We start from the raw sequence: 21770 nt of genomic DNA on the forward strand, positions 1-21770 counted from the left end.
CACGGCTCGTCGGCACCCATAGGGCCACGCTGCGGCGCGCCCACACCCCAGCCGTGCCCGTCCGCGGGCGTGTACCCGAAGGGAGGACCGTGACCTTCGGATTCGCCCCGCCCGCGGCCTCGTCACCGCAGGCGGCCACCGACGGCGTCAGGCGGCACGGCAGGCTGCTGGAGCCGGCGGAGTGGACTGCCGCCGGAATCCCGCTGTTGCGCAATCCGCGCGAGCTGGTCGGCGGACTGCACTCGCGGCACGCTCCGGTGCTCTCGACTGCTGTGATCGCCGTCCTCGACCCCGAGGAACGACTGGTGGCGAGCGCCTCGTTCGTACAGCGGTCGGCCTCGGCGGACGGCTGGGAGTACCGCAACGCGCTGCTCGCGCTGCTGCGTCGGGTGATCCCGCACGACCTGCGAAGAAGAACTCCCGTCAGGACGGCCGTGCTGCTCTACTGCCGCGAGGGCGACGAGCGGTGGACCGAGGAGGACGGGGCCTGGATGTGGGGGCTGCGCGACGCCTGCACGCTGCACGGGCTGCGCTGCGGCGCGTACATCACCCTGACGCGCGAGGGCTGGCAGGTGCTCGGTGAAGGCCGGGGCGGCCGTCGGCCCAGCTCCGACTCACGGCCGGTCCGGCTGGGCGACACCACGCCGGAGCCCGTTCCCCTGACGCCGCGTACGGGCGGTGGCGCGGCCGAGGCTTTGCGCCGTACCGCCGCGCGCTGAGCGCGGCACCACCACGGGCCCCGCTGCCACGCACCGGTCGCCAGAGCACCGCACGCCGTCCTCCGCCCGCTCGGCGCCGTAGCACTGCACGCCGTACTGCCACCCGCTGAGCGCCGTACCGGCGGTCCCGCGGAGGGACGGCGGACGGCAGGGGGCTACAGCGGGGCCGGCTCGCGGCCTGCCCCGCCCCTCGCCCTCGGCCGGGTACGGGGCGTCAGACGCCCGCCCCCAGCACGGAGTTGATCTGCTGCGGGTCGCCGCACACGATCAGCAGCGCACCGGCGCGCTTGAGCGCGACCGGCAGGGCACCGGCCGTCACGTCCGCCGGTCCGCCGTTGACCGCGAAGACCACGACCGCACGGCCCGCGGCACGCTGCACCTGCGAGGCGTCGGCGTAGAAGACGTCGTCCCCGGCGTCGTGCTGGGCCCAGTAGGCGGCCTCGCCGAAGGACAGTTCGTGCGCGGCCCACGGGTGCGGGTCGCCGGTGGTCAGCACCAGGATGTCGCCGGGTGCGCGCCCGGTGTCGAGCAGCAGGTCGACGGCCTCTTCGGCCGCGTCCAGCGCGCCCTCGGCGGAGGCCGGGATGAGCTGGATCTGCGGCACCGCGACGGAGACCGACGGTGCGGTGGGGGTGGCGGAGGTTCCGTGGCCGGCCGGACCGCGCTGCGCGGGCGGGGCGGGACGGGGACCGGGGCGTCCGGGCCGGGGTACGGCTGCGGGACGCGGACCAGGTACGGGGCGGGGGGTCTGCGTGCGGCCTGCGGCCGGCGTGACGCGGGGACCCTGGGCACTCTCGTGAATCTGAGGCTCCTCGGGGGTGAGAGGCATGTGTTGATGTCTATCAAACACCGGTACGAAACGTACCGGTGGGTGGCACGTGGGTGCGATCAGAAATCGAAGCCGAGTTGGCCTCCGATTTCCAGCTCCAGCGCTTCCTCGCTACGGCGGACCTTCTTCAGGTGCCGCCACTGGGGCAGCGTGTCGAGGTAGGCCCACGACAGCCGGTGGTACGGGGTGGGCCCGAGCGCCTCAAGTGCCGCCCGGTGCACGGGCGAGGGGTAGCCGGCGTTGGCGGCGAAGCCGAAGTCCCCGATTCCGCCGCCCCCTTCACCGAGCTCCGCCATCATCCGGTCGCGCCGGACCTTGGCGATCACCGAGGCCGCCGCGACGGCGACGCAGGAGCGGTCGCCCTTGATGACGGTACGGACCCGCCAGGGCGGGCCGAGATAGTCGTGCTTGCCGTCGAGGATCACCGCGTCGGGCCGCACCGGCAGGGCCTCCAGGGCCCGTACCGCCGCGAGCCGCAGGGCGGCCGTCATCCCGAGCTCGTCGATCTCCTCCGGAGAGGCGTGCCCGAGGGCGTGCGCCGTGACCCATTCCTCCAGCACGGCCGCGAGCTCGTCGCGCCGCTTGGGGGTCAGGAGCTTGGAGTCGGTGAGCCCTTCGGGCGGCCGGCGCAGGCCGGTGATCGCCGCGCAGACGGTGACGGGACCGGCCCATGCCCCTCGTCCGACTTCGTCGACCCCGGCGATGACCTTGGCGCCGGTGGTAGCGCGGAGGGAGCGTTCGACGGTGTGGGTGGGTGCTTCGTACGGCATGGCGCCAGCAAGGTTACGCCGCCCGGAGCCCCCTGCGACACCCCGGGCCGGGCGTGGCTCACACCCTGAGAAGCGGCACGAGCACCTGATCGATCATTTCCGTGATGTCAGAGTCCTCCCATTCGCTCCCGCACACCTTCGAGCGGTACATCATCATCGCCGGAATCACGTCGGCGATGTAGTCGCCCGTGGCGTCGGGGCGGACGTCCCCCCGCTCGATTCCTCGCCGCACAAGGTCCCTGACCAGCCCCGCCGACGGATCGATGACCACGGACCGGATGATCTCTCGGAAGGCCTGTGCGCTACCGCTGTCGCATTCGTGAAGGACCGAGCGCAGCGCCTGCCCGGAGCGCGAGTGCATCGAGTCACGCATCCGGCGGCACAGCAGGATCAGGTCCTCCCGGACGGACCCCTGGTCCGGGATCTCCCCCAGTGACGGCAGGCCGGCCCGCAGCACCACGGCGACGAGGTCGGTCTTGGAGGGCCAGCGCCGGTAGACGGCCGCCTTGCCGGTACGGGCCTGCGCCGCGACGCCCTCCATCGTGAGCCCGTTCCAGCCGACCGTACTGAGCTGCCCCAGCGCGGCGTCGAGGATCGCCCGCACGAGCTCCGCCCCGCGCCGCCGCCCCGCGGCCCCCGCCGGAACCTCCGGCCAGCGCGCACCCATCATCTCCGGCACCTCCGCCCCGGCCCGTACGCCCGTCGCACATGTTTTCAGCCGTAGTGAACGCTTGCGTTCACTATTTCACTTTGGGGGGATCCGCCCCGAATACCGGGCAAGGCCCGCCGTGCGGGGCGCCCCGGAGTGGCGCTCGCCGTCATCGCCGCGTGCCAGCTCATGGTCGTCCTCGACGCGACCATCGTGAACATCGCCCTGCCGCACATCCAGACCGCCCTCTCCTTCTCCACCACCGACCTCTCCTGGGTGCTCAGCGCCTACACCCTCGCCTTCGGAGGCCTGCTCCTGCTGGGCGGCCGGGCCGGTGACATCCTGGGCCGGCGCCGGGTCTTCATGGCCGGAATCCTGCTGTTCACGGCCGCCTCCCTGCTCGGCGGCTTCGCGCAGGAGCCCTGGCAGTTGCTCGCCGCCCGCGCGCTGCAAGGGGGCGGCGGCGCGATCGCGTCACCCACCTCACTGGCGCTGATCACCACGTTCGCCGAAGGCCCGGAACGCAACCGGGCCTTCGGCGTCTTCGCCGCCGTCTCGGCGGGCGGCGGCGCGATCGGCCTGCTCGCCGGCGGCATGCTGACCGAGTGGCTCGACTGGCGCTGGGTGCTGTTCGTCAACGTCCCGATCGGCGTGCTGATCGCCGTCCTCGCCCCGCTCTACATCAACGAGTCCGAGCGTCACCCCGGCCGCTTCGACGTCGCGGGCGATGCTCAGCCTCGCCGCCGCGATGTTCGGCATGTTCTTCTTCATCGTCCAGTTCGTGCAGAACGTGCTGGGCTTCTCCCCCATCCAGTCCGGTTCGGCCTTCCTCCCGGTGACCGTCGCGATCGTCACGGCCGCCGGCCTGTCCCAGCGCTTCCTGCCACGCCTGGGCCCCAAGCCGTTCATGGTCACCGGGTCGGCGATCACCGGCACCGGGCTGGCCTGGCTGGCCTTCATCGACACCGACAGCTCCTACGTCACCGGCGTGCTCGGCCCGATGCTGCTGTTCGGTTTCGGCATGGGCCTGAACTTCGTCACGCTCACCCTCACCTCCGTCTCCGGCGTGGCGCCGCACGAGGCGGGCGCGGCGTCGGGGCTGCTCAACGCCAGCCAGCAGGTGGGCGGCTCGCTCGGACTGTCCATCCTGGTCACCGTCTTCGGCACGGCGGCCCGCGAGGAGGGCGCCCGGCAGACCACGGACTTCATGCGACAGGCCGACGAGGCCCAGAAGGCGGCGTTCCTTCAGACCAAGCAGCTGCCGGATCCGTGGGGCGACGCCGTGCTCACCCACGGCATCTCCACCTCGTTCCTCGCGGCCGTCGCCATGGCCGCGCTCGCCCTGCTCACCGCGCTGCTGGTGGTCCGGGTACGCAAGAGCGACCTCGAGGCCCTGAGCGGTTCCGCCGCGGGGGCGGGACCGGTGGCCTGAAGGTCGCGCACGAGCACCACGTACGGACGCCGTACGGGACCCGCGCGCGTACGGAGCCATGCACGCGCATGGCTCCGTGCACGCGCATGGAGCCGGCAGCCGCGCCGTCAGTACTCGACGCGGCTGCCGAACGCACCGAGCTTCGAGCAGACCTCGTACGAGGCCGTCACCGGGCGGTCCTTCAGGAGCCACTTGGCCCGCTCCTCGCCCCAACTGGCCGCGTACCAGGGCGTGCGGCCACGCTCCGCGAGCCTGTCGTTGATCCCGCGCAGCGCGCACGAGCGCTGCGGTTCGGGGAGCCGGTCCAGCGCGGGCACGGCGTCCGCCGAGAGCGTCTGGAAGTAGGCCAGGTCGATCGTGCCGTCCCGTTCGAAACGGGCCACGTTCCGCTCCGCGACCATGCCGTCCGGCGACAGCAGCCCGAAGGCCAGCACGGCCGCCCCCGCGCTCGCCACGACCGCACGCGGCAGCCCACGCGCGCCGAACACCCCGGCCGCCATGATCAGTACGATGACCAGCCCGAGCCACAGCTCCATGGCCGCCACCGAGACGCGCAACCGCGTCAGCCCGTACGCGTCGACGTAGAAATCCATGCGGCGCAGCGCGGACGCCACCACGACCAGCGTGAGCAGGCACAGGCTGCCCAGCACGCCGCGCACCAGGCGCCGGTCGGCGGGACCCGAACGCGGGGCCCAGCGCAGGGCGAGCGCGATCACCGCGAGCGTGAGCAGGGTGGCCCACAGCAACTGCCAGAAACCCTGGCGGGCGTACGCGGCGTAGGACAGCCCGGTGCGGTCCAGGACCTCGGAGTAGCCGCCGAACAGCACCGTCAGCTGAACGGCGTTGAAGCCGGCGAAGAGCAGGCTGAGCAGGACCAGCGGCAGCGCCCACTCGACGCGCGAGCGCGGCGTGCCCGGGGCCACCTCGATCCGGTCCCAGCGCAGCGGGGCCGCGGCCGCACGGGCGGCGGCGAGTGCGGCGAGCAGGCCGACCATGAAGAGCAGGAAGCGGAACGGGCCGTCGGCGACCGAGACCTCGGGGATCAGCCCGCCGAGCAGGTCGGCGAAAGCGGCGTCGGCGGAGGCGAACAGGGCGCCGAACAGGACGAGCAGGACGACCGCCACGCCCCCCGCCTTGACCAGTGGCCACCAGCGCTCGCGGCTGCCGCCGCTGCGTGCCGCCAGCCCGGCCCAGGCCCAGGCGACGCCGGTCGGCATGGCGTCGAAGAAGCCGAGCGGGCTGAGCAGGACCCCGGGCCAGGTGCGGCTGCCGTAGAGGGCCAGCGCGCCGAGCCCGACGGCCGCGAGCAGCGCGAGGGTGGCGGGCCAGGCGGAGTCGCGCAGCGCGGGCACGGCCAGCAGGGCGAGGCAGCCCAGCGCCCAGACCAGGGTCCAGGGGCGGGCGGTACGTCCGGCGGCGCGGGCGGCGACGTACGCCGCGACGATCGCCGGTACGACGGCGATCAGCAGCCCCGGGCCGAGCCCGTCACCGAGCAGCAGCGCCGCGGCCAGACCGCTGGCCGGGATGGCGACCAGCGTCGCGGTGCGGACCGGCGCCGGCTCGGCGGGCCGGATGACCTCCGCCCAGCCGGGCGCCTTCTGCGGGCGTGCTCCGTACGGAACCTGCGGACGCCCGCCGGCCCACGCGCCGGCACCGGCGCCGACCGGCCCCGCCCCGGGCCCACCGTGCGACGGCCCCGGTACCCCGGCAGGCGGCCGGTCCGGTCCCCCGGGCGGTACGGCGTGCGGCTGCCCGGAGCCACCGGCGGCCCTGCCCTGCGGCCCGCCCCCGGCCGCCCCCGGACCCCCGGCACCGGGCCCGGATCCGGTCACACCGGCACCGTCAGCCACACCATCCCCGTCGGCCGCACCGGCACTGCCAGCCGCACCATCCGTGTCGGCCGCACCGGCCCCGCCAGTCACAGCAGCCCCGCCACTGGCCGCGGCCTTTGCGGCCTCCCCCGGCTGCGGGCCGTCCCCGGCCGTCGGATCCGCCTCTGCGTTCTCGGTCATTCGGGTCCCCTCCCCTGTCGCCGCGAAGCGGACAGAGTAGGCCCGTGACGTGCGTTTCCGGCCAGGATCAGCGGGTTCCTGTGACAGGACCGTGACACATAGTTCCAGCCAAATCGGGCCGCCGACCGGTCCGTTGGACCACTACCGGCCCCCGGCGCCGCCCGTTAGCGCACGGTCTCCGGCAGCCAGGCCGGCAGGGCCTCGGTCTGCGCCAGCCAGGCCGACGGCAGCGCCTCGTCGCCCTGCGCACCCAGCACGCCTCCGACGATCGCGCAGGTCGTGTCCACGTCGCCGCCCACCTGCGCGGTGGTCCAGAAGGCCCGCTCGAAGTCCTGCAGCGCCCGCGCCGCCGACCACAGGGCGAAGGGCACCGTGTCGTGGGCGCTCGTGCGCCGCCCGCAGCCCAGCACCGCCGCCACCGTCGTCGCGTCGCCGTAGTCCAGCATGTCCCGGGCCCGCCGCAGCCCCGCGCCGACCGCACTGCGCGGCACGAGCGCGATCACCCCGTCCAGCAGGGCCTCGGGCTTCGGGGGACCGTCCGGGGCGGCCGCCAGCGCCGCCGCCGCGGCGACGGCCATCGCCCCGCACACCGCCTCGCGGTGCTGATGGGTGGTGTACGCGGAGATCTCCGCCTGGTGCGTGGCCTGCTCCGGGTCGTCGGCGTACCAGGCGCCGAGCGGAGCGATCCGCATCGCCGCGCCGTTGCCCCACGAGCCCTGCCCGTTGAAGAGCTCGGCGGCAAGCGTGCGCCAGTCCCCGCCCTCCCTGACCAGGCGCAGCATGCGGTTGACCGCCGGGCCGTAGCCGCGGTCGAAGTCGTGGTGGTGGGCGAAGGAGTCGGCCAGCGCGTCCTGGTCGATGCGGCCGTGTCCGGCGAGGACGGCGACGACGGAGCAGGCCATCTCGGTGTCGTCGGTCCACTGCCAGGGACCGGCAGGCAGTTCGCGCCGCTTGAGCAGCGGGTAGTGGGCGGGGACGAAGAACTGGGATCCCAGGGCGTCCCCGATCGCCAGCCCGCGCAGGCTGGCCAGGGCGCGTGCGTAGCGCCGTTCGGAAGAGGAATCAGGGGTCATCGCGGGTCACTCTAGCCGTCCAGGTCGTAAGGCTCGGGTGTGGTCCACCGCTCAAACGGGCGGTCCAGCCGGTAGCGCCCGTCGTCCCCCATCAGCAGTATCCGGAAATCGCCGTTCCCCGGGTTCGACAGGCACTCGAACTCGGCCACAGACCAGTGGAACCAGCGCATGCAGAACAGCCGCATCGTCAGCCCGTGCGTCACCAGCAGGACGTTCGGGGGATGGTCCGGGGCCTCGAAACTCCGGTACAGGCTCTCCAGGAACGAACCGACCCGGTCGTACACGTCGGCGCCCGACTCCCCCTGCGCGAAGCGGTAGAAGAAGTGTCCGTAGGCGTCCCGGTAGGCCTTCTGCAGCCGGACGTCGTCCCGGTCCTGCCAGTTGCCCCAGTCCTGTTCGCGCAGCCGCGGCTCCTCGCGCATCCGTACCCGGGCCGGGTCCAGGCCGAGGTCGCGGAAGGTCTGCAGGGTCCGGCGGTACGGGGAGACGTACGCGCTGATGTGCTCGTCGCCGAACAGCTCGCGCAGCCGTACGCCGGCCGCCGCCGCCTGGGCGTGGCCGGTACGGGTCATCCGCAGGGCGTGGTCGGGCTCCCTCTCGTACACCGTGTCGTCAGTGTTGCCCTCCGATTCGCCGTGCCGGACGAGGACGATGCGCCGAGGTCGTACCATTCCTCGACCCTAATGCGACCGCTCCCGGCCCACGACCCCGGCCCCGCCGCGTGCGGCGCCGGCGGACGGGGCGGGTTCACAGGCCACGGGTCACAGGCCACGGGTCACAGGTCACAGGTCACAGGTCACACGGTCCAGGAGGGCTCCAGGTCCACGACATCGCCGGTGAGGGCCTCGACATCGGCTTCGGTCTGGGCGCGCAGCGAGAGCCGTTCGACCCGTTCCTGGCGGTACTTGCCGTGCTCGGCCGCCGACTGCCACATCGACAGGACCAGGAACTCCCGGCCCGGCGCCTCACCGAAGAGCCCGCGCAGCATGCCCGGCGACCCGGCCATCGCCGGGTTCCACACCTTCTCCTGCATGAGCGCGAAGTGGTCCTCCCGTCCCTCCCGCACCCGGCAGTGGGCGACGCGTACGACGTCGGCGTCGGTGAAGCGCGGTTCGAAGCCGGTCTTCACGTCGAAGCGGTGGTCGAAGAGCGTCACCCGCGCATCGCGGTAGGTGCCGTGCTGCGAGGCGGCCAGCCGGTCGTGCGAGCGGGCCATGAAGGAGTCGTAGAACGACCGGCTCTCCCAGAACGCGAATACATGCGCGACCCCCTGCCTCCCCCGGCTCCAGCCGCCGCCCTGCCCCCGGAATCCCGGCTCGCCCGGCAGCCCCGCCCATTTCCGCTGCCCCCGCTCGAACCCGCGTCGGTCCGTCACCGTGCAGCGAATCCACTTGACCAGCACCGCGCCATCGTACGGTGCCCGGGCCTGCCCCGGTCAGTCCCCGGACCGGTGGATACGCACCAGTTCCACCACATCCCGATCGGACGGTCGAATCCCGAACCCCCGGTCGCACAGCCACCGTTCACCGGAGCCACGGTGACGATCCAGCTCCTCACCGCTCCCCATGGTCCCCGTACGAAAATCCCGGGCGCACTCCTGCCGTACCTCTGCACACTGATCACCATGACGGCCCTGCACACCAACCCGCTCTTCGCCCGCCTCGAAGGCGCCGAACGCGTCCTCGTCGCCGGCGCGGGCGGCGGCTTCGACATCTACGCCGGCCTGCCCGTCGCCCTCTCCCTGATGCACCAGGGCAAGCGGGTGCACCTGGCCAACCTCTCGTTCAGCGCCGTGGAGGGCCTGCCGCCGGCGGACCGGGCGGCCCCGGACGTGGTGGCGGTGACCCCGCACTCGGCGCCGCACCAGACGTACTTCCCCGAGCGCACCCTGGCCCAGTGGCTGGCCCTGCACCGGTACGACAGCACCGTGTACGCCTTCCCCCGGACCGGGGTGCAGCCGCTGCGCGCCGCGTACCGGGCGCTGATCGAGCGGCACGACATCGACGCGGTGGTACTGGTCGACGGCGGTACGGACATCCTGATGCGGGGCGACGAGGCGGGCCTGGGCACGCCGGAGGAGGACCTGACCAGCGTCGCGGCCCTGGCCGCGCTGGACGACGTACCCGAGCGCCTGGTGGTGTCGGTGGGCTTCGGTGTGGACGCGTACCACGGGGTCAGTCACGCGCTGGTGCTGGAGAACATCGCCGCGCTGGAGCGCGACGGCGCCTATCTCGGCGCGTTCTCGATCTCGCGGGCCACCCGCGAGGGCGCCCTCTTCGTGGACGCCGTCGCCCACGCCCAGGAGCACACCCCCGACCACCCGAGCATCGTGAACGGCTCCATCGCGGCGGCGGTCCGCGGCGCGTTCGGCGACGTCCGGTTCACCGCGCGCACCCGTGACAGCGAGCTGTTCATCAACCCGTTGATGTCGCTGTGCTTCGCCTTCGACCTCAAGGGGCTGGCGGCCCGCTGCCTCTACCTCGACCGGATCGAGGACACCCATCTGCTGCGCCAGGTCAGCAGCGCGATCGCGGAGTTCCGTGACGAGACGATCACCCGGCCGGCCCGCCGCATCCCGCACTGAGCCCCCACCAGGCCGCCGTACGCCGGAGCGGGGACCGGCGCCCTACCGGTCCCCGCTCCGTCGTGGGTCGATCAGCTGCAGCCGCTGGTCGAGCCGCAGCCCTCGCAGATGTAGCAGGAGCCGGCGCGCTGCATCTTGGTGCCGCAGGAGAAGCAGAGCGGGGCGTCGGCCGAGACGCCGAGCTGCATCTCCACCAGTTCGGCGTTGGTGTGCGCCGTCTTGGGGGCGGGGATCTCGACGGCCGGCTTCGGCGTCGCCGGGACCGCCGCCAGCGGGGCGGACTGGACCAGGGACTCCGTGTCCAGCTCGTCGTCGAGCGGCTCGTAGGAGCCGGTGTCCAGGTGGCGCTGGCGCTCTTCGGCGGTGTGGATGCCCAGCGCCGAGCGGGTCTCGAACGGCAGGAAGTCCAGCGCCAGGCGGCGGAAGATGTAGTCGACGATCGACTGCGCCATCCGCACGTCCGGGTCGTCCGTCATACCGGCCGGCTCGAAGCGCATGTTCGTGAACTTCGAGACGTACGTCTCCAGCGGGACGCCGTACTGCAGGCCGACCGAGACGGCGATGGAGAAGGCGTCCATCATGCCCGCGAGGGTGGAACCCTGCTTGGACATCTTCAGGAAGACCTCGCCGAGACCGTCGTCCGGGTAGGAGTTGGCCGTCATGTAGCCCTCGGCGCCACCGACCGTGAAGGAGGTGGTGATGCCCGGGCGGCCCTTGGGCAGGCGCTTGCGGACCGGGCGGTACTCGACGACCTTCTCGACCGCGGTCCGGATGGTCTCCTCCGCCTTCGCGGTGACCTCGGCCTTCTCGGCGTTCTCGGTGTCCCTCTTCTTTGCAGAGAGCGGCTGGCCGACCTTGCAGTTGTCGCGGTAGATCGCGAGGGCCTTGACGCCGAGCTTCCAGGCCTCGAAGTAGATCTCCTCGACCTCCTCGACGGTCGCCGTCTCCGGCATGTTGACGGTCTTGGAGATGGCGCCGGAGATCCAGGGCTGGATCGCGGCCATCATGCGGACGTGGCCCATCGGGGAGATGGAGCGCTCGCCCATCGCGCAGTCGAAGACCTCGTAGTGCTCGGTCTTCAGGCCGGGGGCGTCGACCACGTTGCCGTGCTCGGCGATGTGGGCGACGATCGCCTCGATCTGCTCCTCCTGGTAGCCCAGGCGGCGCAGGGCCTGCGGAACGGTGCCGTTGACGATCTGCATCGAGCCGCCGCCGACGAGCTTCTTGAACTTCACCAGGGCCAGGTCCGGCTCGACACCGGTGGTGTCGCAGGACATCGCCAGACCGATGGTGCCGGTCGGGGCGAGGACGGAGGCCTGGGAGTTGCGGAAGCCGTTCTTCTCGCCGAGGCGCAGGACGTCCTGCCAGGCCTCGGTGGCCGCGGCCCAGATCGGGGTGTCCAGGTCGTCGGAGCGCGGCGCGACGGCGTTGGCGTCGGCGTGCTGCTTCATGACGCGCTGGTGCGGCTCGGCGTTGCGGGCGTAGCCGTCGTACGGGCCGACGACCGCGGCGAGCTCGGCGGAGCGCTTGTACGCCGTACCGGTCATCAGCGAGGTGATCGAGGCGGCGAGGGTGCGGCCGCCGTCGGAGTCGTACGCGTGGCCGGTCGCCATCAGCAGGGCGCCGAGGTTGGCGTAGCCGATGCCGAGCTGACGGAAGGCGCGGGTGTTCTCGCCGATCTTCTGCGTCGGGAAGTCCGCGAAGCAGATGGAGATGTCCATCGCGGTGATGACGAGCTCGACGACCTTGGCGAAGCGGTCGGCCTCGAAGGACTGGTTGCCGTTGCCGTCGTCCTTGAGGAACTTCATCAGGTTCAGCGAGGCGAGGTTGCAGGACGTGTTGTCCAGGTGCATGTACTCGCTGCACGGGTTGGACGCGGTGATGCGGCCGGACTCGGGGCAGGTGTGCCAGTTGTTGATCACACCGTCGTACTGGATGCCCGGGTCGGCGCAGGCCCACGCGGCCTCGGCCAGCTTGCGGAAGAGCGCCTTGGCGTCGACCTCCTCGATGACCTCACCGGTCATGCGGGCGCGCAGGCCGAAGCGGGTGCCGTTCTCGACGGCCGTCATGAACTCGTCGTTCACGCGGACGGAGTTGTTGGCGTTCTGGTACTGGACGGACGTGATGTCGTCGCCGCCCAGGTCCATGTCGAAGCCCGCGTCGCGCAGGGCGCGGATCTTCTCCTCTTCCTTCACCTTGGTGGCGATGAAGTCCTCGACGTCCGGGTGGTCCACGTCGAGCACGACCATCTTGGCCGCGCGGCGGGTGGCGCCGCCCGACTTGATCGTTCCTGCGGACGCGTCGGCGCCGCGCATGAAGGAGACCGGGCCCGAGGCGTTGCCGCCGGAGGAGAGGAGCTCCTTGGAGGAGCGGATGCGGGAGAGGTTCAGGCCGGCGCCGGAGCCGCCCTTGAAGATCATGCCCTCTTCCTTGTACCAGTCGAGGATCGACTCCATGGAGTCGTCGACGGACAGGATGAAGCAGGCGGAGACCTGCTGGGGCTGCGGCGTGCCCACGTTGAACCAGACCGGCGAGTTGAAGCTGAAGACCTGGTGCAGGAGGGCGTAGGTCAGCTCGTGCTCGAAGATCTCCGCGTCGGCGGGGGAGGCGAAGTACTCGTAGTCCTGGCCGGCCTTCGTGTACGTCTTCACGATGCGGTCGATGAGCTGCTTCAGCCCGGTCTCGCGCTGCGGGGTGCCGACGGCACCGCGGAAGTACTTGCTGGTGACGATGTTGACCGCGTTCACCGACCAGAAGTCGGGGAACTCGACGCCGCGCTGCTCGAAGTTGACCGAGCCGTCGCGCCAGTTGGTCATGACGACGTCACGGCGCTCCCAGACCACCTCGTCGTACGGGTGCACGCCGGGAGTCGTGTGGATCCGCTCGATGCGCAGGCCCTGCTTCGCCTTGGTTCCCTTGCGGGACCCACGTGCCGGACCGCTCGCCGTCTCTGTCATGCCGCCTCCCATATACGGGCAAAAACACCCTGATGTGCCGCAGTAATCCCGTGGCACGGTTCTGTCTGTTGATCTACGTACGCCACCTGGCAGACCGGCCGCGGCGCGGCCGCCCGGTCAGTCGGTGGAGGAGGCGGGCACGGGGACCGGAAGGGTCCCGCCACACCCGCACTCTTCGGAGTGAGGACGCGGCTCGCGGAGCTCCGCGATGGCGGCCTCGAAGTCTTCCAGCGTGTCGAACGCCTTGTACACGGACGCGAAGCGCAGGTACGCGACGAGGTCGAGCTCCTGCAGCGGTCCGAGTATGGCCAGGCCCACGTCGTGGGTGGTCAGCTCGGCGCTCCCGGTGGCACGCACCGCCTCCTCGACCCGCTGGCCGAGCTTGGCGAGGGCGTCCTCGGTGACCGGACGCCCCTGGCACGCCTTGCGGACGCCGGAGATGACCTTGGTGCGACTGAAGGGTTCGGTCACCCCGCTGCGCTTGATGACCATCAGTGACGCCGTCTCCACCGTGGTGAAGCGGCGGGAGCAGTCCGGGCACTGGCGGCGCCGGCGGATCGACGTACCGTCGTCCGTCGTACGGCTGTCGACGACACGGCTGTCGGGGTGCCGGCAGAAGGGACAGTGCACGGTTTCCCAACCCTCCCTCTTGGCACGACTGAATAGCCCGGGGCAGCCTGCGACGGCAGCGGCAGCGCTGCGTCGGGGCCCCTGGAGCGGTCACCAGCATATGCGATCCCGGGAGCCTCAGCAGACCCAGGGACCACTACTTCTGGGCGGACCCGGCCATCCAACCACTAGATCTTGGGTTCGGCGGGATTTACGGCACTCCGCGTGTCGCCCCGCCCACACACCGATTACATGCGGCACTGCTGCCACACTGGGCGGACACCCGGAAGGTGTCGATCCGACCGGGAAGGGTAGCGTAAGCGGCGCACGGCGGGCCGAACCCGCGTTCGGCGGACCGATCGTCCATACACCCCTGAATGCCCGCGCGACGGTCGATCTGCGATTTTTCACTCGAACGTGTGTTTGGCGCAACCTTTCGAAAGCAACTACCGTTGGCTAACTAGGGAGAACATTCCGAGAGGGGCCGCCGACGTGACCACCACCGCAGACAGTGCCACCATCACTGCCCAGAACCGCTCCCAGAGCCGACTCGAGCCGGTGCATGCCATGAATGACGCATCCACGAACCCGGAGCCGGAGTCCGTGAGGCCCGCGCGCTCGCTCCCCGGGCGACCTCCCGGCATCCGCGCCGACAGCTCCGGCCTCACCGACCGGCAGCGGCGGGTCATCGAAGTGATCAGGGACTCGGTGCAGCGGCGCGGCTACCCACCGTCCATGCGGGAGATCGGCCAGGCGGTCGGCCTGTCCAGCACCTCTTCGGTCGCCCACCAGCTGATGGCCCTGGAGCGCAAGGGCTTCCTGCGCCGCGACCCGCACCGCCCCCGGGCCTACGAGGTCCGCGGTTCGGACCAGCCCAGCTCGCAGCCGACGGACACCACCGGCAAGCCCGCCGCCTCCTACGTTCCCCTGGTCGGCCGGATCGCGGCCGGCGGCCCGATCCTCGCCGAGGAGTCGGTCGAGGACGTCTTCCCGCTCCCCCGGCAGCTGGTCGGCGACGGTGAGCTCTTCGTTCTGAAGGTCGTCGGCGACTCGATGATCGAGGCCGCGATCTGCGACGGCGACTGGGTCACGGTCCGCCGCCAGCCGGTCGCGGAGAACGGCGACATCGTGGCCGCCATGCTCGACGGCGAGGCCACGGTCAAGCGCTTCAAGCGCGAGGACGGCCACGTGTGGCTCCTCCCGCACAACGCCGCCTACCAGCCGATCCCCGGTGACGAGGCGACCATCCTCGGCAAGGTCGTCGCCGTCCTCCGGCGCGTCTGAGCGTCGCGCCCGCGCGTCGGGGCGGCCCCGTGCCGCCGCCTCGCCGCCGTCCGAGCTGCCCCGGGGCCACTGCGCCGGTCCCGGGGCGTTTCCATACCCGCGCATCCCCCGTGCCGTCGTCCCGACGCCCCCGGATCCCACCACGGCCCCGCGCGCGTCCGGCGCGGGGCGGGTGGGCGGGGCGCTCAGGCCCCGTCCGCGACGGCCGCCGCGTCGATCGCGGCCAGCGACTTGCGTACCTGGTTACGGTCCGTGGTGTACCAGAAGTCCGGCAGCGAGGCCCGCAGGAAGCTGCCGTACCGGGCCTTGGCCAGCCGCGGGTCCAGGACCGCGACCACGCCGCGGTCGCCGGAGGCCCGTACGAGCCGGCCCGCGCCCTGGGCCATCAGCAGGGCCGCGTGGGTCGCGGCGACCGCCATGAATCCGTTGCCCCCGTGCTCCTCGACGGACTTCTGCCGGGCGCTCATCAGCGGGTCGTCGGGGCGCGGGAACGGGATCCGGTCCATGACCACCAGCTGACAGCTGGGGCCGGGCACGTCCACGCCCTGCCAGAGCGAGAGGGTGCCGAACAGGCAGGTCTTCGGGTCCGCGGCGAAGCTCTTGATCAGCTCGCCGAGCGTCTCCTCGCCCTGGAGCAGGATCGGATGGTCCAGCCGCGTACGCAGCTCCTCGGCGGCCGCCTTGGCGCCGCGCATGGAGGAGAACAGGCCGAGGGTGCGGCCGCCGGCCGCCTGGATCAGCTCGGCCAGCTCGTCCATCATGTCGCCGCGGGTGCCCTCCCGGCCCGGGGTGGCCAGGTGCTGGGCCACGTAGAGGATGCCCTGCTTCGGGTAGTCGAACGGCGAGCCGACGTCCAGGCCCTTCCAGACCGGTACGTCGTCCCCCTCCACGCCCTCGGCGGACAGGCCCAGCGAGGCCGCGACCCCGTTGAAGTCGCCGCCGAGCTTGAGGGTGGCCGAGGTCAGGACCACGGAGCGGTCCTCGAAGAGCTTCTCGCGCAGCAGCCCGGACACCGACAGCGGAGCCACGCGCAGGGTGGCGCCGAAGCGGTCGTGGCGCTCGTACCAGACGACGTCGTACTCGGAACCGTTCGTGATCCGCTCCGCGACCGCGTGGATGTTCTCCACCGCGGCGAGGGCCTGCTTGCGGACCGCGTCCTCGTCCTGGACGGACTTGTCGCGGGTCGCGCCGAGCGCGGAGATCACGTCGCGCGAGGCGTCCCGCAGGGCCAGCAGCGCGTAGCCGAGGTCCTCGGGGATCACTTCCAGACGGCCGGGCAGCGCCAGCTCCATGATCCGTTCGAAGGTCTCGGACGCCGTCTGCAGGGCGTCCGCGGTCTTCTCGTTGACCAGCTTGGCGGCACGCTTCACGGCGCGGTTGACCTGGCCCGGGGTGAGCTCGCCGGTGGCCACACCGGTGACGCGCGAGACCAGCTCGTGCGCCTCGTCGACGATCAGCACCTCGTGCTGCGGCAGCACCGGCGCGCCCTCGATGGCGTCGATGGCGAGCAGCGCGTGATTGGTGACCACGACGTCCGCGAGCTTGGCGCGCTCGCGGGCGGCCTCGGCGAAGCATTCCGCGCCGTACGCGCACTTGGTCGCGCCCAGGCATTCGCGCGAGGAGACCGAGATCTGCGACCAGGCCTTGTCGGAGACGCCCGGCGTCAGGTCGTCGCGGTCGCCGGTCTCCGTCTCGTCGGCCCAGTCGCGCAGCCGCAGCAGGTCCTTGCCGAGCTTGCTGCTGGGGGCCGCCGCCTCGAACTGGTCGAAGAGACCCTCCTCCTCGTCCTGCGGCGCGCCCTCGTGCAGGCGGTGCAGGCAGAGGTAGTTGGAACGGCCCTTGAGCATGGCGAACTGCGGCCGGCGACGCAGCTGCGGATGCAGCGCCTCGACCGTGCGGGGCAGGTCGCGCTCGACGAGCTGCCGCTGGAGGGCGAGGGTGGCGGTGGCCACCACCACGCGCTCGCCGTGGGCGAGGGCCGGCACCAGGTAGCCGAGGGACTTTCCGGTGCCGGTGCCGGCCTGGATGAGCCGGTGCGAGGCATCGTCGATGGCTTCGGCGACGGCTTCGGCCATGGCCACCTGGCCGGGACGCTCCGTACCGCCGACGGCGGAGACGGCGGCGTGCAGGAGGTCGGTGAGGGAGGGCTTCGTCATAGCACTCACAACCCTACGGGGCTCCACTGACAGTGACCGCATCCCGCCGACCGCGCAGCGGACGGTACGGCGGGATCCAGCCAGGCGTCACGGGGCGTGGAGCGGATTGGGGACGGTGCCGTGGACCACCACATGGGGGCGGTCGGGCCGGTCGCGGTAACCGTCCTCGTAGAGCCGGTTCCGGTTCAGGCAGAGCCTTCCGATGCGTTCGCCGAGCAGGTCGAAGAGCGCGTGGCGCTCCTTGAGCTCGGGGAAGCGGGCGTGGTGACGCAGGATCTCCGCGCGCACCAGGGACCAGAACGCGCTCTCCGGGACGCCGAGCCGGTCCTCGCAGATGGCCGAGAGGTAGCGGAAGACACCGACGAAGAGCCCGGAGTGGATGAACTGGGGCAGGAAGTCGGCGGGCTCGGTGAGCAGGACCGCGCGGACCTCGTCGGGCATGGTGGCGTGCTCGGGCAGCTGCTCGGCGCTGATGTTGACGTCGTCGACGAAGTCCTTGACCGCGAGCCGGACCGGGACGTCATGGTCGTCGAAGATCACGACGGCGTTCTCGCCGTGGGGCGAGAAAACGGTGCCGTAGCGGTAGAGGAAGTGCAGCAGCGGGGGCAGGACGGCGGCGAACAGGCGCTGCAGCCAGGCGGTGGGGGCGAGCCCGGAGCGGGCGACGAGCTCGGCGGTGAAGGAGCGGCCGCGCGGATCGGTGTGCAGCAGACAGGCCAGCGTACGGGCGCGCTCGCCGGGGGCGAGGTGGCCGGTCAGGGGCTCGCGCCAGATCGCGCCGAGAAGCTCCTTGTACTGGTACGGGGACTCGGGCAGCGCGTCGTAGACGGGGTGGCGGACGGTGACGGAGGCGACCTCGCCGAGCAGGACGACCCGGCATTCGTCGCGCAGGAAGGGGTCGGCTTCGCGCAGGGAGTGGATCCAGGCGGTGACGGCGGGGGCGGCGAGGGTCAGGTCGCTGGGCAGGCCGCGCCAGACCATGGTGTTGAACACGGACAACGGCAGTTTCACGCTGTGCCGCTCGGGCCTGCTGAGATTGAGGAAGGTACGGATCGACTGCTGCGGGAGCCGGGCGTCGGGGTCGGCGGGCAGCGGGACGAGGGCGCCGGAGGCGAGGGCGGGGGCGAAGAGGGGCAGGACGATCTGGTCCCACTGCCAGGGGTGGACGGGGAGGTAGAGGTAGGTGCTCGGGTCGAGGCCGCGGTCGCGCAGGGTCCGGTCGTAGGCGGCGCGGGTGACGGGGTCGAGCTCGGCGGAGTAGAGCAGTCCGGGGTCCTCCAGGCCGGCGGTGCCGCGGTAGTCGGCCAGAGAGGTGTGGGCGGCGAGCCAGGGCAGCCGCTGGCGGGTACGGGACTCGGGGGCCCAGGCGGCGGCGTCGGCGGCGGACAGGCCGAGGCGTCCCTTGTTGACGACGATCCAGGGGTGGCCTGTCTGGTGGCCTTCGAGGTCGGCGTAGTCGAGGTCGGCGAGGACGTCGGCGGTCAGGGCGGTGTGCGCGAGCCGGGCGTCGGCGGCGAGGGTGGCGCTCAGTTCGCGGACGAGGTGGCCGAGGGTGGCGCCGTCGAGGCGGAGCAGGCGGCGGGCACGTACGAGGAAGAGGTACGGGTCCCCGAAGGCGGTGGCCGGCTCCTGGGCGGGCGGGGCGGCGGTGAGGGTGATGGTGTCGGGGTCGACGTGCCAGCTGCCGTAGCTGCGGAGGCGGGCGCGGAAGCCGAGGCTGCTGCCGTCGTCGAGGGCTAGCCGCCAGGCGTCGCCGTCGGCGGCCGGAGCCGGCTCCGGAGCGATGATCTCCTCATAGGCGAACTCGCCGAGCATCTTGGCGAGCAGCCGGCGGGATACGGCGTCCCAGGTCGCGGCGTTGATCTCGGGTGGGGTGCAGGGGTGCTGGGGCGACGGCGGCACGGGCGGTTCGGTGCGGTCGGGGGTATGGAGGAAATTCGTCACAGCACTCCTCGGGAACGGGAACTCGGCGCGACAGCCGGGAGTTTCACTGATCAGAGACGGTTCGGAGCGGGTTCGCAGGGGTCGGGACGCGGGGGCGCGTCACAGCAGGCTGCGCCACAGAGGCTTCTTCTCAGGCTGTGCCACAGAAACTTCTTCACAGCATGCTTTTCACAGCAGAGTGCGAAGGGCCCGTTCCCGGATCATCAGGGCGGCGCGCTTGGCGGGCAGGTCGATTTCCGCGGTACAGCGGAAGCCGGAATTCAGGAAGGCTGACACGGAGGGGGCGTTACGGATGTCCGGTTCGGCGATGACGCGTGTGCAGCGGGTGCGGTTGTCGAGCACCAGGTCGGCTACGGCGCGCAGCAGCATGGTGCCCAGGCCCCGGCCGCGGTTCGTACCGTCTCCGATGAGCAGGTGGATACCGGTGTCGTGGGGGCGCGCCGGGTAGTAGTGGGAGACGGGGTCGAGATCGGCCCGGTAGATCTCCCAGTAGCTCATCGGTGCTCCGTCGAGCACCCCGAGGCAGGGGATGCTGCGGCCGTCCCCGTCGAGCTGGGCGCGCAGGTGGGCGGCCGTGCGGGAGGCGGGACCGTCGAGCTCCCAGTAGGCGGCCACGTCGGGGTCGTTCATCCAGCCGGTGAGGCGTTCGAGGTCGCGGTCGATCCGGACGGGATCGAGGCGGAAGGCTCCGGCGAGGGTGTTGACGGGTCCCCAGGCCGACGGGCAGTCGAGCAGGTCGGCCTCGGCGAGCAGCGGCAACAGGCCGGCGGGGTAGCGCAGTTCCAGGGTGTCGTCGCGATGCATGGGTGGCTCTTCTCGGCTCAGTCGTGCAGGGGGTTGGCGATGGTGACGTAGACGGACTGGGTGTCGACGGGGCCGACGAGTTCGTCCAGGCCGCCGAGGCGGGTGAGGAGGTTCGCCTTGCAGCGGAGGGTGGGTGAGTCGAGCAGCCGGGCGGGGAGCGGGCCGAGGCCGGACGCCTTGCCGAGGAAGCGGCGGAAGGCGGCGAGGAGGACGCGCTCGTCGGCGAGTTGCTGGGAGCCGAAGGCTCCGATGAGTCCGAGCACGTTGTTGATACCGAGGTAGTAGGCGAAGCGTTCGTCGGTGACGGCGTCGGAGACGAAGGTGTCGCTGGCGCTGCCGATGCCGGGCAGCCGCTGCTCCAGTTCCGCGCGGCGGGAGGCGCGGAAGTAGTAGCCCTGGTTGTCGCGGTAGCGGCCGCCGACGGGCCAGCCGGCCGGGTCGAGGAGGACCAGGGTGTTCTGCTGGTGGGCTTCGAGGGCGATGCCGGCGAGGTGGTCGAGACCGAGGACCGGCAGGACGACGTGGTCGAGGTAGCGCAGGAACCACTCGGCGGCGACGGCCGAGGTGGGGCGGCCGGTGCTCAGGGCGAGCCGGGTCACGGTGTCGGCGAGCCGGGAACGCATGGGGGCCCGACCGGGCCGGGGGCGGGGTGAGGTCAGTGCGGCGACGCAGACCGCGTCGTCTCCGGGACGGAAGGGATGGTGACGCAGGACGGTGTCGAGCCCGGGAACCGGGGTGCCGGCCGGGAAGTCGACGGCGACCCAGGCGGGGTCGCGGATGATGTCGAAGCCGGGGTGGACGGCCTGCCACTCCTCGGTGAGGCCGGTGCGCAGCAGCCGGTGGATCTCGACACCGCGGTGGAGTTCCTTGCGGAGGTTCTCGCGGCGGGAGTTGGTGATGCGCACGCCCAGGGACAGCTTGAGCATCGCGGGGGCCCCGGGACGGGCCACGGTACGGACGGAGGAGGTGGGGTACCAGGGCGCGCCGTGCGGGCCGAGGTCGTGCAGCATGCCGGCGTCGAGGAGGGCGGCGACGGCGGGACGCTGGAAGAGGTCACGCGCCTGCCAGGGGTGCAGGGGAAGCGGGGCGGTGCCCTCTGGCAGCGGCAGGCCGGGGGTGAGGCGGGCGAGCAGCTCGTCGGCGCGGACCGGGCGGCCTCGTTCGGTCCAGGCCGAGTCGGTGGCGAGGACGGAGCGGTCGACGGCGATCCAGTGCAGGGGGAAGGAGCCGTGCAGTTCGGGTGAGTAGCGGCGTACGTCGGCCTCGGAGAGCCCCTCGCGGCTCTTGGGGTCGGGCTGGAGGGGGTGGCCGAGGAGCAGGGACTGCTCAGCGGTGAGGAAGCGGTCCGCGGCAACGGGGACGGGGGGTTCGGGGCGTCGGCGCCGGTCGGCGATGAACTCGGTGGTACGGCGGACCGAGTCGGCGACCCGGGCGACGAGGTCGGCGCCGCCGCGGGGGCCTGCCTCGCGGGCGAAGAGCGCGGCGAGGGTGACGGCGTCCAGGGCGGGCGCGTCGGCGGGGGTGCCGAGGAGGCGGGCGGGGGCGAAGCGGTGCCAGCCGGCCGGGGACCAGTGACGGACGACGGTGATCAAGGAGGTGCCGGACGCGGGCAGGGGGATGCACAGCAGGGTTCCGGGGGGACCGTCGGGGCGGCCGATGCCGCGTTCGCGGACCCAGCAGCGCAGCAGGTTCTCGACGGTGGCCGCTTCGGCCGCGACGGCCGGGTCGGGATGGTCGAGCAGATCGGGGAGGAGGGCCGGGTCGGGTCCGGTGACGGTCGCCGGGCGCGGGCGCGGGGTGCCGTCCTTCTGCCGCGGAACGGTGGCCGCGGGCACGGTGGCCGGGGGTGCCGACATGGGCGCCGCGGTGGGGGGCGCCAGTGCCGGGGGCGCGGTGGCGGGCGGGGCGTCGGCAGCATGGCCCGGTGTTCCGGCGGCCTGCCCCGTAC

General features: G+C 72.1%; 16 protein-coding genes and 1 pseudogene. 4 read left to right on the forward strand and 13 right to left on the reverse strand.

Annotated features, from left to right (window positions below; genetic code table 11):
- The first annotated feature begins 89 nt into the window (after nucleotides 1-89).
- Nucleotides 90-719, forward strand: coding sequence for a hypothetical protein (locus tag ACIPXB_RS18950; protein WP_401451089.1), 630 nt, complete (start codon nucleotides 90-92; stop codon nucleotides 717-719).
- 214 nt (nucleotides 720-933) lie between these two features.
- Here ACIPXB_RS18950 and ACIPXB_RS18955 read toward each other — a convergent pair whose 3' ends face one another.
- Genes ACIPXB_RS18955 through ACIPXB_RS18965 form a run of 3 tightly spaced genes read right to left on the reverse strand, consistent with a single transcriptional unit; the run spans nucleotide 934 to nucleotide 2988 of the window.
- Complete coding sequence (locus ACIPXB_RS18955) at nucleotides 934-1548, reverse strand: hypothetical protein (protein WP_401451092.1); 615 nt, start codon at nucleotides 1546-1548, stop codon at nucleotides 934-936.
- 59 nt (nucleotides 1549-1607) lie between these two features.
- Nucleotides 1608-2318, reverse strand: a complete 711-nt coding sequence (locus ACIPXB_RS18960; RefSeq protein WP_401451095.1) for a ribonuclease HII — start codon at nucleotides 2316-2318, stop codon at nucleotides 1608-1610.
- Nucleotides 2319-2376: 58 nt separating this feature from the next.
- The gene (locus ACIPXB_RS18965; protein WP_401451098.1) at nucleotides 2377-2988 is read right to left on the reverse strand and encodes a TetR/AcrR family transcriptional regulator; all 612 of its coding nucleotides are present in this window, start codon (nucleotides 2986-2988) and stop codon (nucleotides 2377-2379) included.
- A gap of 72 nt (nucleotides 2989-3060) precedes the next feature.
- On the opposite strand from ACIPXB_RS18965, the pseudogene ACIPXB_RS18970 reads away from it, so the two are divergent.
- Nucleotides 3061-4399: pseudogene (locus ACIPXB_RS18970) on the forward strand (MFS transporter).
- Between the two features lie 107 nt (nucleotides 4400-4506).
- On the opposite strand, the gene ACIPXB_RS18975 reads toward ACIPXB_RS18970, so the two are convergent.
- The 4 genes from ACIPXB_RS18975 to ACIPXB_RS18990 all read right to left on the reverse strand — a co-directional run bounded on the left by ACIPXB_RS18975 (nucleotide 4507) and on the right by ACIPXB_RS18990 (nucleotide 8886).
- A complete protein-coding gene (locus ACIPXB_RS18975; RefSeq protein ID WP_401451101.1) occupies nucleotides 4507-6411 on the reverse strand; it encodes a DUF4153 domain-containing protein in 1905 nt (634 codons plus the stop codon).
- A gap of 164 nt (nucleotides 6412-6575) precedes the next feature.
- The gene (locus tag ACIPXB_RS18980) at nucleotides 6576-7484 is read right to left on the reverse strand and encodes an ADP-ribosylglycohydrolase family protein (RefSeq protein WP_401451104.1); all 909 of its coding nucleotides are present in this window, start codon (nucleotides 7482-7484) and stop codon (nucleotides 6576-6578) included.
- 11 nt (nucleotides 7485-7495) lie between these two features.
- Complete coding sequence (locus ACIPXB_RS18985) at nucleotides 7496-8155, reverse strand: histidine phosphatase family protein (RefSeq protein ID WP_401451107.1); 660 nt, start codon at nucleotides 8153-8155, stop codon at nucleotides 7496-7498.
- A gap of 125 nt (nucleotides 8156-8280) precedes the next feature.
- Nucleotides 8281-8886 carry a YdbC family protein gene (locus tag ACIPXB_RS18990; RefSeq protein ID WP_401451108.1) on the reverse strand — a complete coding sequence of 202 codons (606 nt, stop codon included), beginning with the start codon at nucleotides 8884-8886 and terminating at the stop codon, nucleotides 8281-8283.
- A gap of 222 nt (nucleotides 8887-9108) precedes the next feature.
- On the opposite strand from ACIPXB_RS18990, the gene ACIPXB_RS18995 reads away from it, so the two are divergent.
- Nucleotides 9109-10068, forward strand: coding sequence for a DUF1152 domain-containing protein (locus tag ACIPXB_RS18995; RefSeq protein ID WP_401451111.1), 960 nt, complete (start codon nucleotides 9109-9111; stop codon nucleotides 10066-10068).
- Between the two features lie 71 nt (nucleotides 10069-10139).
- Here ACIPXB_RS18995 and ACIPXB_RS19000 read toward each other — a convergent pair whose 3' ends face one another.
- Together ACIPXB_RS19000 and nrdR are read right to left on the reverse strand one after the other, a co-directional pair.
- Nucleotides 10140-13025: a vitamin B12-dependent ribonucleotide reductase gene (locus ACIPXB_RS19000; protein WP_401451113.1), complete on the reverse strand. Its 2886-nt coding sequence runs from the start codon at nucleotides 13023-13025 to the stop codon at nucleotides 10140-10142.
- A 117-nt stretch (nucleotides 13026-13142) separates the two neighbouring features.
- Nucleotides 13143-13655, reverse strand: a complete 513-nt coding sequence (gene nrdR, locus ACIPXB_RS19005; RefSeq protein WP_401451116.1) for a transcriptional regulator NrdR — start codon at nucleotides 13653-13655, stop codon at nucleotides 13143-13145.
- A 471-nt stretch (nucleotides 13656-14126) separates the two neighbouring features.
- On the opposite strand from nrdR, the gene lexA reads away from it, so the two are divergent.
- Nucleotides 14127-14918, forward strand: a complete 792-nt coding sequence (gene lexA / locus ACIPXB_RS19010; RefSeq protein WP_401451118.1) for a transcriptional repressor LexA — start codon at nucleotides 14127-14129, stop codon at nucleotides 14916-14918.
- A gap of 185 nt (nucleotides 14919-15103) precedes the next feature.
- On the opposite strand, the gene ACIPXB_RS19015 is transcribed toward lexA, so the two are convergent.
- The 4 genes from ACIPXB_RS19015 to ACIPXB_RS19030 all read right to left on the reverse strand — a co-directional run bounded on the left by ACIPXB_RS19015 (nucleotide 15104) and on the right by ACIPXB_RS19030 (nucleotide 21678).
- On the reverse strand, nucleotides 15104-17074 hold the full coding sequence (locus tag ACIPXB_RS19015) for an ATP-dependent DNA helicase (protein WP_401451121.1): 1971 nt from the start codon (nucleotides 17072-17074) through the stop codon (nucleotides 15104-15106).
- Between the two features lie 87 nt (nucleotides 17075-17161).
- Nucleotides 17162-19018 (reverse strand): IucA/IucC family protein, encoded by a 1857-nt coding sequence (locus tag ACIPXB_RS19020; protein ID WP_401451124.1) that lies wholly within the window; start codon nucleotides 19016-19018, stop codon nucleotides 17162-17164.
- A 168-nt stretch (nucleotides 19019-19186) separates the two neighbouring features.
- A complete protein-coding gene (locus ACIPXB_RS19025; RefSeq protein ID WP_401451126.1) occupies nucleotides 19187-19822 on the reverse strand; it encodes a GNAT family N-acetyltransferase in 636 nt (211 codons plus the stop codon).
- A 17-nt stretch (nucleotides 19823-19839) separates the two neighbouring features.
- The gene (locus ACIPXB_RS19030; RefSeq protein ID WP_401451129.1) at nucleotides 19840-21678 is read right to left on the reverse strand and encodes an IucA/IucC family protein; all 1839 of its coding nucleotides are present in this window, start codon (nucleotides 21676-21678) and stop codon (nucleotides 19840-19842) included.
- Between the last annotated feature and the right edge of the window lie 92 nt (nucleotides 21679-21770).

Source organism: Streptomyces sp. NPDC090022 (assembly GCF_044748145.1).
Lineage (GTDB): Bacteria > Actinomycetota > Actinomycetes > Streptomycetales > Streptomycetaceae > Streptomyces.